12 protein-coding genes are annotated in these 12,023 nt (G+C 61.0%); 7 read left to right on the forward strand and 5 right to left on the reverse strand.

Going from position 1 to position 12,023, the window contains the following annotated elements:
* Positions 1-123 precede the first annotated feature (123 nt).
* The gene (gene uvrA, locus CAF53_RS02815) at positions 124-3,072 is read left to right on the forward strand and encodes an excinuclease ABC subunit UvrA (protein WP_100237261.1); all 2,949 of its coding nucleotides are present in this window, start codon (positions 124-126) and stop codon (positions 3,070-3,072) included.
* Between the two features lie 473 nt (positions 3,073-3,545).
* Here uvrA and CAF53_RS02820 read toward each other — a convergent pair whose 3' ends face one another.
* Entirely contained in the window at positions 3,546-4,625 is a 1,080-nt protein-coding gene (locus CAF53_RS02820; RefSeq protein ID WP_100236968.1) for a transposase, read from the reverse strand.
* Positions 4,626-4,653: 28 nt separating this feature from the next.
* Here CAF53_RS02820 and CAF53_RS02825 point away from each other — a divergent pair, with 28 nt between their 5' ends.
* From CAF53_RS02825 to CAF53_RS02850, 6 genes are all read left to right on the forward strand, one after another.
* Complete coding sequence (locus tag CAF53_RS02825) at positions 4,654-5,721, forward strand: AAA family ATPase (RefSeq protein WP_157801197.1); 1,068 nt, start codon at positions 4,654-4,656, stop codon at positions 5,719-5,721.
* Positions 5,722-5,790: 69 nt separating this feature from the next.
* Complete coding sequence (locus CAF53_RS02830) at positions 5,791-5,973, forward strand: stability determinant (protein ID WP_100237262.1); 183 nt, start codon at positions 5,791-5,793, stop codon at positions 5,971-5,973.
* Complete coding sequence (locus CAF53_RS02835; RefSeq protein ID WP_100237263.1) at positions 5,973-6,248, forward strand: type II toxin-antitoxin system RelE/ParE family toxin; 276 nt, start codon at positions 5,973-5,975, stop codon at positions 6,246-6,248. Before CAF53_RS02830 ends, CAF53_RS02835 begins: the two co-directional genes overlap by 1 nt.
* Positions 6,249-6,336: 88 nt before the next feature.
* Positions 6,337-7,311, forward strand: coding sequence for a hypothetical protein (locus CAF53_RS02840; protein WP_100237264.1), 975 nt, complete (start codon positions 6,337-6,339; stop codon positions 7,309-7,311).
* Between the two features lie 244 nt (positions 7,312-7,555).
* On the forward strand, positions 7,556-7,768 hold the full coding sequence (locus CAF53_RS02845) for a hypothetical protein (protein WP_046763175.1): 213 nt from the start codon (positions 7,556-7,558) through the stop codon (positions 7,766-7,768).
* Between the two features lie 257 nt (positions 7,769-8,025).
* Complete coding sequence (locus CAF53_RS02850) at positions 8,026-8,370, forward strand: glycine zipper 2TM domain-containing protein (protein WP_046763176.1); 345 nt, start codon at positions 8,026-8,028, stop codon at positions 8,368-8,370.
* 66 nt (positions 8,371-8,436) lie between these two features.
* Here CAF53_RS02850 and CAF53_RS02855 read toward each other — a convergent pair whose 3' ends face one another.
* From CAF53_RS02855 to CAF53_RS02870, 4 genes are all read right to left on the reverse strand, one after another.
* Positions 8,437-9,369 (reverse strand): FAD-binding protein, encoded by a 933-nt coding sequence (locus CAF53_RS02855; RefSeq protein WP_100237265.1) that lies wholly within the window; start codon positions 9,367-9,369, stop codon positions 8,437-8,439.
* A complete protein-coding gene (locus CAF53_RS02860) occupies positions 9,366-10,115 on the reverse strand; it encodes an electron transfer flavoprotein subunit beta/FixA family protein (protein WP_046763178.1) in 750 nt (249 codons plus the stop codon). The genes CAF53_RS02855 and CAF53_RS02860 overlap by 4 nt, the downstream gene beginning before the upstream one ends.
* Positions 10,116-10,241: 126 nt before the next feature.
* Positions 10,242-11,441 carry an ADP-forming succinate--CoA ligase subunit beta gene (sucC, locus tag CAF53_RS02865; protein WP_046763179.1) on the reverse strand — a complete coding sequence of 400 codons (1,200 nt, stop codon included), beginning with the start codon at positions 11,439-11,441 and terminating at the stop codon, positions 10,242-10,244.
* A gap of 139 nt (positions 11,442-11,580) precedes the next feature.
* The gene (locus tag CAF53_RS02870; RefSeq protein WP_046763180.1) at positions 11,581-11,913 is read right to left on the reverse strand and encodes a hypothetical protein; all 333 of its coding nucleotides are present in this window, start codon (positions 11,911-11,913) and stop codon (positions 11,581-11,583) included.
* Between the last annotated feature and the right edge of the window lie 110 nt (positions 11,914-12,023).

Raw genomic sequence — 12,023 nt, forward strand, 5'->3', positions numbered from 1 at the left:
CCCAGCCCTAACCCAGCCTCTCCGCGGAGAAAAGCCGCCACCTTTTCCTTTCACCGCACAGACCCTATCTTGCCCCCGACCGGGCCTTGCCCTCGAAGAACAAATCTGGAACAACACGCCCCCATGAGTCTCACGCAAATTTCCGTCCGCGGCGCCCGCGAACACAACCTCAAGGGCGTCGACGTCGACCTCCCCCGCGACAGCCTGATCGTCATCACCGGCCTGTCCGGCTCGGGCAAGTCCAGCCTCGCCTTCGACACCATCTATGCCGAGGGTCAGCGCCGCTATGTGGAGTCCCTCTCCGCCTACGCCCGCCAGTTCCTGGAGATGATGCAGAAGCCCGACGTCGAACATATAGAGGGCCTCTCCCCCGCCATCTCGATCGAACAGAAAACGACGTCCAGAAACCCCCGCTCCACCGTCGCCACGGTCACGGAGATCTACGACTATATGCGCCTCCTCTGGGCGCGCGTCGGCATCCCCTACAGCCCCGCCACCGGCCTCCCCATCAGCGCCCAGACCGTCAGCCAGATGGTCGACCGCGTGATGCAGCTTCCGGAGGGCACCCGTTTCTACCTCCTCGCCCCCGTCGTGCGCGGCCGCAAGGGCGAATACCGCAAGGAACTGGCCGAATGGCAGAAGGCCGGCTTCACCCGCGTCCGCATCGACGGCGAACTCTACGCGATCGAGGACGCCCCCGCCCTCGACAAGAAATACAAACATGACATCGAAGTGGTCGTCGACCGCCTCGCCGTCACGCAGGACATGTCCACCCGCCTCGCCGACAGCTTCGAGCAAGCCCTCAAACTCGCCGACGGCCTCGCCTATGTCGACCTCGCCGACGGCACCGTCGCCGACCTCACCTCTCCCCTCCCGCAGGCGGGAGGGGCCGGGGGTGGGCAAAGCGCAACCGCCGGCAAAATGAAAAACGCCGAAGTCCCCGCCAACCGCATCGTCTTCTCTGAAAGATTCGCCTGCCCCGTCAGCGGCTTCACAATCCCCGAAATCGAACCCCGCCTCTTTTCCTTCAACGCCCCGCAGGGCGCCTGCCCCGCCTGCGACGGCCTGGGCGAACGGCAGGAGTTCGACCCCGAACTCGTCGTCCCCAACGAAGCCCTCACGCTCAAGAAGGGCGCCATCGTCCCCTGGGCCAAATCCAACCCGCCCAGCCCCTATTACATGCAGGTCCTGGGCAGCCTCGCGAAGGAATTCGGCTTTTCCCTCGAAACCCCTTGGGCCGACCTCCCCGCGGAGGTGAAGATCATCATCCTCCACGGCACCGCGGGCAAACCCGTCACCCTGCGCTTCGTCGACGGCAAGAAGTCCTACGAGGTCAAGAAACCCTTCGAAGGCGTGATCGGCAACCTCAACCGCCGCCTGCTCCAGACCGACAGCGCCTGGATGCGCGAGGAACTGAGCAAATACCAGACCGCCATGCCCTGTGAGACATGCGACGGCGCCCGCCTCAAACCCGAAGCCCGCGCGGTCAAGATCGCCGGAGAGGACATCTCCATGTCCACCCGCCGCTCGGTGGCGGACGCGCTCGGCTTCTTCTCCACCCTCCCCACCCACCTCACCGATCAGCAGAATCAGATCGCCAAGGCCATCCTCAAGGAAATCGTGGAACGCCTCGGTTTCCTCAACAATGTCGGCCTCGACTATCTGAACCTGGACCGCACCAGCGGCACCCTGTCCGGCGGCGAGTCCCAGCGCATCCGCCTCGCATCGCAAATCGGCAGCGGCCTCTCCGGCGTCCTCTACGTCCTCGACGAACCGTCGATCGGCCTGCACCAGCGCGACAATGACCGCCTGCTCGTGACCCTCAAACGCCTGCGCGACCTCGGCAACACCGTCATCGTCGTGGAGCATGACGAGGACGCGATCCGCACCGCCGACTATATCGTCGACATGGGGCCGGGCGCAGGCGTCCACGGCGGCACCATCGTCGCACAGGGCAACCTCAACCAACTCCTCGCCCACAAGGACAGCCTGACCGCCGATTATCTGAACGGCACCCGCCGCATCGAAGTCCCCACCAAACGCCGCAAGGGCTCGGGCAAGAAACTCACCGTCCACAACGCCCGCGCCAACAACCTGCAAAATGTGACAGCCAGCATCCCGCTCGGCACCTTCACCTGCATCACCGGCGTCTCAGGTTCGGGCAAGTCCAGCTTCACCATCGACACCCTCTACGCGGCGTCAGCCCGCGCCCTCAACGGCGCCCGCATCGTCGCCGGCCCGCACGACAAGGTGACTGGCCTCGAACATTGCGACAAGGTGATCGACATCGACCAGTCGCCCATCGGCCGCACCCCCCGCTCGAACCCCGCGACCTATACCGGCGCCTTCACCAACATCCGCGACTGGTTCGCGCAGCTTCCCGAAGCCCAGGCCCGCGGCTACAAACCCGGCCGCTTTTCGTTCAACGTCAAGGGCGGCCGCTGCGAAGCCTGCCAGGGCGACGGCGTTCTCAAGATCGAGATGCACTTCCTCCCCGACGTCTACGTCACCTGCGACGTCTGCCACGGCGCCCGCTACAATCGCGAGACGCTGGAGGTGAAGTTCAAGGGCCACAGCATAGCCGACGTGCTCGACATGACGGTCGAGGACGCGGTGGAATTCTTCAAGGCCGTCCCCCCCATCCGCGACAAGATGGCGATGCTGGCCGAAGTGGGCCTGGGCTATGTCAAGGTCGGCCAACAGGCCACCACCCTCTCCGGCGGCGAAGCCCAACGCGTCAAACTCGCCAAGGAACTGAGCCGCCGAGCCACCGGCAACACCCTCTACATATTGGACGAACCCACCACCGGCCTGCATTTCGAGGACGTCCGCAAACTGCTCGAAGTCCTCCACGCGCTGGTCGAACAGGGCAACAGCGTGGTCGTGATCGAACATAATCTGGATGTCATCAAGACCGCCGACTGGATCATCGACATGGGGCCAGAGGGTGGCGTCAAGGGCGGCGAAGTGGTGGCCGAAGGCACCCCGGAGAAGGTCGCGAAGAACGCCCGGAGCTTTACCGGGCGCTATCTCGCGCCGTTGCTGGGGATGGAGGCTGTGGCGGCGGAGTAGGCTTTTCAGAGGGGGTAATTAATGCCGCGGACTTTTGATGAATTAGCTTTCTCACCGAGCGTTAACGAAATTCTCGAGAAACAAAGTGAAAGAAATGTTACCATCTTCACTGGTCGGAATAATTCGGGAAAGTCGGCATATCTCAAGAAAATGTCTCTTGATAAGACGAAGCTGTATATAGGTGTAAATAGATTTTATTCATTTCATCATCTCCCTCTTTATAATCACAATGAGAGAGAGCTGGACGAGTGGTATAATAACTTATATCATAACAGCAGAAGTCATTATCAGAACTTTGAAGGGTCATATTTTAATTGTAACACAGCTGGAGACCCGCAAAAACCGGGTAATTTCTGGCGAAGCGGGCTGGTTTGATGACGTCGAGGCTTCGGGGCGCAAGAACGGCATCGTTCGGAGCGATTTCCACGATGCCTGGCGTTGTTTTCGCCGGTTTGGCTGGCTTGCAGACAGAGTCAGCCCCTGCATTCCCGGCGTTCGTGGAAGATCAGGCGGTTGAAGTTGTAGGCCAGGTTGCAAAGGGTCAGTTTTGCCTCAGCGCGGGCCAGGCCGATGGTGCGGATGAACAGGTTGAACCGGTTCTTCTGATGCGCGAAGACATGCTCGACATGTGCACGGATCGAGGATTTGGCGGCATTGGCCCGTGCGGTTGCCTTCGACATCGGCTTGCCCATGGGTTTGCGGCGATGAATGCGGGACGTGAGCATCTGATCCGACAACCACTTCTCGTTGCGCCTGGATCGATAGGCACTGTCAGCCCATACCTCGGAACTGGTATTGTCCGTGCTGACGACCTGTCGGAGAAGACGCCCGTCCGCCGCTGACGCCGAAGTCACCGCCATGCCTCGGATGAAGCCGAAGCGTCGGTCGATGCTGATGTGAGATTTATAGCCGAAGACCGGCAGGGCGATCATGGGGAGCGGCGTCCCATCCGCCCGATACCGAACTTTCCCGCCGACCTTGAGGGTCCAGCGGGCGTCGGTATCTTTCTGTGCTGCCTTGTTCGGCTCGTCCGGCCAGATATCTCTGGCGCTCTTGCCCGACTTGATCGCTTCACGTTCGCCCTCGGTGTTCCGCTGTCTTGGTGCAGGCACCAGCGAGGCGTCCACGATCTGCCCGGACATTGGAATGTAGCCCTTCTTCTGGAGTTGCCAGTCAAAGGCCTTCATCACCCGCTTGAGCGTTCCCGTCTCGGTCAGGCGATTGCGAAAATGCCGGATCGTGTTCTCATCCGGCGTGCGATCCCCAAGCGACAGTCCCAGAAACCGTAGCCAACTCAGCCGATCGCGGATCATGAACTCCATCCGGGCGTCTGATAGATTATGCTGCGCCTGCAGGATCAGGGCCTTGAACATCATCACCGGATCGAAGGGTGGGCGTCCGCCTTTGGCTCCATCGCCATAACCAAGTCCTTCGACCAGCCACGCCCGGAAATACTCGAAATCCACCGTCTCCTGCAAAACCTCAAGCGGATCGCCCTCCTTGCTCAATGCCTCAAGGTGATCGCTCAAACTGAACAGGGACTTGGGATCCATAGCTGGCCTCCGTGATCGCGCGCCCTCAGTGAATCATTATAGCCGTCCAAACGCTACCGGTTTTTGCGGGTCTCCAGCTTTAACTCGACTGAGCGATGCTCGGCGAGAGGTGCTGTTCTCCACTTTCAGAGATTTGTTCGATCTGGATATTAGCGTGGAATCGGAATTTCCAGATAACGCCTTCAGCAATCGCTACATTAGCGTTGATGGCGAGAGCCTTAGCGTCACTTCAAGTGGAACAAGATTATTCTTAGGCATTCTCGCTGCATTAATGGATGAGCGATTTTCAGTTGTCGCCATTGATGAGCCCGAATTGGGCCTCTCGCCTGCTCTCCAAGCAAAGCTAGCCAAAATTATCGTGGACAGAGAACGAGGAGAGGACTTATTTCCTCACAAACCGCATTTCGTTCTAAGCACACACTCACACAACTTTTTAGACAAACAAGTTCCAAGCAATAATTTTGTTGTGAGTAGAAATGGGAATTTAATTTCTGCTAAAACTTGCAAGACATTTTCTGAACTTCACGATATACAGTTTAGAATGCTTGGAAATGATTTGGGTAGTTTATTTCTACCGGATGCCATAATATTGGTAGAAGGTGAAACAGATAGAATTTACCTCAACAAAGTAATATCGCTTATGTTGCCCGGACGGCGTATCGTAATCGAAGGCTGCGGCGGCGATATCGCTGCCCGCTTAAATTACTGGTCGTCTCTTTTAGGAGATATGCAAACGAGTCCGTATCGAAATAGGACTTTCATCGTTCTAGATTCGGTCAAACAATCTGGCATTGAGAGAGTTTGTAACAGGGTGGGTATACCGACTTCATCGATGGTCGAATGGTCCGACAATGGCATAGAATATCTCTATCCCTCTCGCATAATATCCGGTATTTTCAAGACCAACATAGCGACCACTTCCGATCTTCATATTTCCGGAGATCGAGTTGAATTCAATGGGATTACTTATACAAAAATGCAACTTTGCAACTTAGTAGTCAACGCCATTCAGACAGATACCGAGTTTCCTGACGAGTTGATAAATAAACTTGTTACCCCTCTTAAAGACGCTATTGAAGACCGAGACAGCGGATAGGTTTGCTGCCATGCTGAACCAGTTTTGCTCTCCTAGGAAGATGCTAACATCTATGGTATTTTCACCAGCATGACCAAGCTCACCCCCATCGAGTCCGAGTTCGCGACGACCGAAGAAGCCGAGGCCTATGACGCATGGTTCCGTGCGCAGATAGAGGCATCCTTGGCCGACCCTCGGCCGGGCATCCCGCACGATCAGGTCATGGCGGAACTGCGCGCCATCATTGAGGCCAAGAAGGCCAACCAGGCATAATGCCCCACATCATCTGGCGTCCGAGGGCGCGCGAGGATGCTGGCCGGATCGTCGACTATATTTCCGACCGCAATCCCGCAGCCGCCGCCCGACTTGCCGAATTGCTCGAATATGCCGCCGAGCGATTGGCCGATCATCCTTATATGCACCGCGCCGGACGCCTGCCCGATACGCGTGAAGCGATCATCACCCCCAACTACATCCTCGTTTACCGCATAGGCGCCGAAGCCATCGAGATACTGGCCGTCAAACACACCCGCCAGCAATATCCCTGACGCTATCTGTTCCCATTTTGTTCTGTCCTACAACCCCTCCCCTAACATATCCTCCCGGCAAACCCTCCCATAAAAAGGAGCTTTGCCCATGTCCTACCACTTCCCTCCCCTCCCCGCGCCCGCTCCGCCAATCCGCATCGACGGCTGGAGCCCGGAACGCCAGCGCGCTTTCCTTGAAACCCTCGCCGCCACCGGCATCATCCGCGCCGCCTGCGAAGCCGCGCAGATCAGCACCCGCTCGGCCTACTCCTTACGCATCCGCCGCGACGGCGCGGCCTTTCGCTTGGGCTGGGACGCGGCCATCCTCATCGCTCGAGCCCGCCTCGTCGACGATCTGCTCGCCCGCGCGCTAACCGGCCATGAGGAAGTGATCCGCAAGGACATGGAAGCAGGCGAAATCACCCGCCACCGCCACGACAACCGCCTCGCCATGTCGATGCTCTCCCGCCTCGACCGCATGGCCGACAGCCCGCCCGAAGGCTCCGACGCCGCCCTCGCCCGCATCGTCGCGCAGGATTTCGCCGCCTATCTCGACATGCTCTGCCCGCAGGACCAGGCGGAAGCGGAGGCAGATCTGTCCGCTCCCTATGCCGGTCCCATGGCCGGCGACAGCGACGACGCCGGACCGCTCGACCCCGCCATGGAACGGGCTGCCCCCGCCCTCTCGCCGGGCGCCTCCGCCGCGCTGTTCGTCGCCGCGCGCATGGCGCTGAAGGAGGGCGGCAAGGCCCCGTCCCACCGCTTCCAGGAACAGTGTGAACTTCCGCCCGCGCCGGTCGACCGCACGACCCTTCCGCCCGATGAGGCCGCCGCCCTGCTGCGCGGCGCTTGGTGGGACGCGAACCTGGAAAGCTATCGCACCGACTTTCCCCCGCCCCCCGGCTTCGACGGCTACGAGAGCGACGACCTTTATGACATCGACTGTTATGAGCGCGACCTGACAGCGGAAGAATCGCAAGCGCTCCGCGCGCTGGCGGCCGAACAATGCCGCCCCTATGTGGACGCCGCCGCCCGCGCCCGCGACGCCTTTTTCGGCTTCTCCGCGCTGGCGGGTGCGGGATAGGGACTGCCGCACGACGGAGGGTCAGGCCATCCTGCGCGAAGGTGGAAACCGGTTTCCTCCAAAGCGATGCGACACCTGCGTCCGCTGAAAATGCGGCGCGCTCCGGCATGGCCCATGCCGCCGCTTTCGCCATCCCGTCCCCCGCTGCCACCATATCGCACCGCGACCACGCCTCGCCGCAGCCCCGGAACCACAGGCCCCGCCGCCCGTTTATCCGGCAAATATCGAAACCAAGGAGCATCCCATGATCCGCACCCTGATCTTCGGCGCGATCGCTGGCTATGTCGGCAAGAAACTCTATGACGAAGGCAAGCTGACCGAGTTCAAGGACGACCTTGTCGCCCGCTACAATGATGCGAAGGCCAACCTGGCCGCCCGCGAAACGGAAACGGCGCCGGTGATCACCCCGACCCCACCCCGGCCCACGACCAGCGCAGGATCGCCATCCCTGTCCTGATCCTTTTTCGCTGACCCTCTTCGGGCAGGAGAAACTGGCCCGCTCCAGACGCCCCTCTTCCTGCCCGGACCCAGCCTTCCCCAGACAGCGCCAAACCAGCGGACACACCCTCTCTCCGCTGGCCCCCACTGCCCGCCCGGACGCCTTTTCCCCCCTTTGGGCACGCCGCGGCGGGCAGACTAATTCTGCCCGCGAAACTTCCCTCGGCCAAAAGCATTATCCCTCTCATCAGGGGATATAATGAGGAGAGAACAACCATGCGCACCCCCCTTCTGGCCGCGATGTTGCTGGCCCTGCCGCTGACAGCCTGCGTCACCGACGGCGATGGCGGCCGTTACGGCTATGATCGCCCCAGCTACGGCCACCGCCCCGGCGGCCGCCCGATCGGCGACAACGACTATATCTATCGCGACAATGACGGCCGCTATTATTGCAAGCGCGACGACGGCACCACCGGCACCATCGTCGGCGCCATAGCGGGTGGTGTACTGGGCAATATCATCGCTCCCGGCGGGTCGAAGACCCTCGGCACGATCCTGGGCGGCGCAGGCGGCGCGCTGGCAGGCCGCGCCATCGACAAGAATGACGTCCGCTGCGAATAACGGACAAGAAAAAGGGCGCGGACCTGAAAGCCCGCGCCCTTCTTTCGAATTTCAGGGGGAACTGGCTTACAGCTTCTCGACCAGCTCCGGCACGACCTTGAACAGGTCGCCGACAAGGCCGATGTCCGCGACCTGGAAGATCGGTGCATCCTCATCCTTGTTGATGGCGACGATGGTCTTGGAATCCTTCATCCCCGCCAGATGCTGGATCGCGCCGGAGATGCCGACCGCGATATAGACTTCCGGCGCCACGATCTTGCCGGTCTGCCCGACCTGATAATCGTTCGGCACATAGCCAGCATCGACCGCCGCACGGCTCGCACCGACCGCCGCGCCCAGCTTGTCCGCCAGCGGGAAGATGGTCGCCTCAAACGTCTCGCTGTCCTTCAGCGCGCGGCCGCCCGACACGATGATCTTGGCCGAGGTCAGTTCCGGACGCTCCTGCTTGGCGATCTCGGCGCCGACGAAGCTGCTCAGCCCCTTGTCGCCGGTCGAGGCCACGGCTTCCACCCCGCCCGAACCACCCTCACGGGCCGCCTTCTCGAACGCCGTACCGCGAACGGTCAGGACCTTCTTGGCATCCTTCGACTTGACGGTCGCGATCGCGTTGCCGGCATAGATCGGACGGGTGAAACTGTCCTCGCTCTCCACCGACAGGATGTCGCTGATCTGCATCACGTCGAGCAGAGCCGCAACACGCGGCGCGATATTCTTGCCGTTGCTGGTGGCAGGCGCGACAAAGGCGTCATGGTGGCCCATCAGTTCGACGACCAGTGGCGCGACATTCTCGGCCAGCGCATGACCGAAGGCGGCGTCGTCCGCGACATGGACCTTGCCCACGCCCGCGATCTTCGCAGCCTCCTCGGCCACCCCGCCGACGCCCGAACCGGCGACCAGCAGATGGACTTCACCCAGCTTCGATGCAGCGGTGACGGCGGAGAGGGTCGCGTCCTTGACCGCGCCGCCCTCATGTTCAACCCAAACGAGCGTCTTCGTCATGCTGCAACTCCCAGAGCCTTGAGCTTAGCGACCAGTTCATCGACATCGGCAACCTTCACGCCGGCCGAACGCTTGGCGGGTTCCGTGACCTTGAGCGTCTCCAGACGCGGCGCAATGTCCACGCCGTAATCGGCGGGTGCCTTGGTCGCGAGCGGCTTGCTCTTCGCCTTCATGATGTTGGGCAGCGAGGCATAGCGCGGTTCATTGAGGCGCAGGTCGGTGGTGATGATCGCCGGGGTGGTGAGCTTCACCGTCTCCAGGCCGCCATCGACTTCGCGGGTGACGCTGACCTTGTCGCCCTCGACCTCCACCTTGCTGGCGAAGGTGCCCTGCGGCAGGTTCAGCAGCGCCGCCAGCATCTGGCCGGTCTGGTTGCTGTCATCGTCGATCGCCTGCTTGCCCAGGATGATCAGGCCAGCGCCTTCCTCTTCCTGGACCTTCGCCAGCAGCTTGGCCACGCCCAGCGGTTCAACCTCATCATCCGTCTGGATCAGGATCGCCCGATCCGCACCCATGGCCAGCGCCGTGCGCAGCGTTTCCTGCGCCTTCGCCACGCCGATCGACACCGCGACGATCTCGGTCGCGACGCCCTTTTCCTTCAGGCGGATCGCTTCCTCCACCGCGATCTCGTCGAACGGGTTCATCGACATCTTCACGTTCGCCAGGTCGACGCCCGTGCCGTCCGCCTTCACCCGCGGCTTCACATTATAATCTATCACCCGCTTCACGGGCACAAGGATCTTCATCTCCAACATCCTCCGTTAAATCACGCCAAGTCCGCCGATGCGAAAGCAAAGGCAAACACAGGCGCGGGCAGCCCGTCTCCGGACCACCCGCACCCTTTGGTGTCTTGGTTCAGGCGAAAAGCTGCGTCAGGCTGCCTTCCTCACTTCCGCCACGATCTTCTTCGCCGCGTCGCCCAGATCGTCCGCCGGGACGATGGCCAGGCCCGAAGCCGCTAGAATGTCCTTGCCCTGCTGGACGTTCGTGCCTTCCAGGCGGACGACCAGCGGAACCGACAGGTTCACTTCCTTGGCGGCGGCGACGATGCCCTCGGCAATGATGTCGCACTTCATGATGCCGCCGAAGATGTTGACGAGAATGCCCTTCACCGCCGGGTCCTTCAGGATGATCTTGAAGGCCGCGGTCACCTTTTCCTTGTTCGCGCCGCCACCGACGTCCAGGAAGTTGGCAGGGAATTCGCCGTTCAGCTTGATGATGTCCATGGTCGCCATGGCCAGGCCCGCGCCGTTCACCATGCAGCCGATGTTGCCATCGAGCTTGATGTAGGCGAGGTCATATTCCGAAGCTTCGACTTCCGCCGGATCTTCCTCGGTCAGGTCGCGCAGTTCGGCGATGTCCTTGTGACGGAACATGGCGTTGCCGTCGAAACCGACCTTCGCATCGAGCACCAGCAGGTTACCCTGTTCGGTCAGCGCCAGCGGATTGACTTCGATCTGCTCGGCGTCGGTGTCGAGGAAGGCGGCGTAGAGCGAGGCAGCGACCTTGGCAGCCTGCTTTGCCTGGTCCCCGGACAGGCCCAGAGCGGCGGCAACGGCGCGGCCGTGGTGCGGCTGGAAGCCCGAAGCCGGATCGACCGAGAAGCTGTGGATCTTTTCAGGGGTCGAGTGGGCGACCTCTTCAATATCCATGCCGCCTTCGGTCGATACGACGAAGGCAACTCGGCTGCTGGCGCGGTCGACCAGCAGGGCGAGGTAGAATTCCTTCGCAATGTCGGCGCCATCGGTGATGTAGAGGCGATTGACCTGCTTGCCCGCTTCGCCGGTCTGGATGGTGACCAGCGTGTTGCCGAGCATGTCGGTGGCATGCGCCTTCACTTCGTCCAGATTGAAGGCCAGGCGAACGCCACCCTTCGCATCGGGACCGAGTTCCTTGAACTTGCCCTTGCCGCGACCCCCAGCATGGATCTGCGACTTAACCACATAAAGCGGCCCGGGCAGCTTCTTGGCGGCTTCGACGGCTTCCTCGACGGAGAAGGCGGCATAACCGGCAGCGATCGGCGCGCCGTATTTCGCCAGCAATTCCTTCGCCTGATATTCGTGGATGTTCATGGGGCTCGCCCGTCCTTTCCGCTGAAACTTGATGGTCAGCGGCTAAGCACAGGCGAAAGGTCAACGCCAGTGAATTTCGCAAAACCACTTTGCAAAATTGCAAAACTTTTGCAAAGCGTCGCCTCGATTTATTGCGAAATCAGCGGTCGATGGCGCAGATCAGCGCCGCCTTGCTGGTTACCGCGAATATCTCCGGGTCCTCCAGCGCGCGGACCTTATAGAGCAAGCGGTCGACCGTCATGTCGCCCATGTGAGACTTGCGAAGCGAGGCCAGCGACTGGAGCCGTCGCAATTGTGCGATACTGAGCCGGTCAGCCATTCTTTCGGCCATGCAGCCCGCCATGGGCGGCGACAATCCTGCATCGATCAGCCCGGCGCGCACCCGCGATTCGGGTGACACCGTCGCACAGGAGGCGAGAAAAAGTGATGCGCCAAGCCCGACGGCCAGCGAACGGAAGGGGATGGTTGTCATGACACCTTCATGGCAAGCACGGGCTGAACGGAGGCTAAATATGGCTGCTCACATCCATTTATTTTTGCCTTCCGCGAAACATAAACCGTTTCGGCCGAGTTCAGCACGTT

The organism is Sphingobium sp. LB126 (assembly GCF_002795205.1).
Classification (GTDB): Bacteria; Pseudomonadota; Alphaproteobacteria; order Sphingomonadales; family Sphingomonadaceae; genus Sphingobium; species Sphingobium chungbukense.

Excerpts from the sequence above, each read along its gene's own strand:
- uvrA (WP_100237261.1), top strand. The coding sequence starts at position 124 with ATGAGTCTCACGCAAATTTCCGTCCGCGGCGCCCGCGAACACAACCTC.
- CAF53_RS02820 (WP_100236968.1), bottom strand. The coding sequence starts at position 4,625 with ATGGATCCCAAGTCCCTGTTCAGTTTGAGCGATCACCTTGAGGCATTG.
- CAF53_RS02830 (WP_100237262.1), top strand. The coding sequence starts at position 5,791 with ATGACCAAGCTCACCCCCATCGAGTCCGAGTTCGCGACGACCGAAGAA.
- CAF53_RS02835 (WP_100237263.1), top strand. The coding sequence starts at position 5,973 with ATGCCCCACATCATCTGGCGTCCGAGGGCGCGCGAGGATGCTGGCCGG.
- CAF53_RS02840 (WP_100237264.1), top strand. The coding sequence starts at position 6,337 with ATGTCCTACCACTTCCCTCCCCTCCCCGCGCCCGCTCCGCCAATCCGC.
- CAF53_RS02845 (WP_046763175.1), top strand. The coding sequence starts at position 7,556 with ATGATCCGCACCCTGATCTTCGGCGCGATCGCTGGCTATGTCGGCAAG.
- CAF53_RS02850 (WP_046763176.1), top strand. The coding sequence starts at position 8,026 with ATGCGCACCCCCCTTCTGGCCGCGATGTTGCTGGCCCTGCCGCTGACA.
- CAF53_RS02855 (WP_100237265.1), bottom strand. The coding sequence starts at position 9,369 with ATGACGAAGACGCTCGTTTGGGTTGAACATGAGGGCGGCGCGGTCAAG.
- CAF53_RS02860 (WP_046763178.1), bottom strand. The coding sequence starts at position 10,115 with ATGAAGATCCTTGTGCCCGTGAAGCGGGTGATAGATTATAATGTGAAG.
- sucC (WP_046763179.1), bottom strand. The coding sequence starts at position 11,441 with ATGAACATCCACGAATATCAGGCGAAGGAATTGCTGGCGAAATACGGC.
- CAF53_RS02870 (WP_046763180.1), bottom strand. The coding sequence starts at position 11,913 with ATGACAACCATCCCCTTCCGTTCGCTGGCCGTCGGGCTTGGCGCATCA.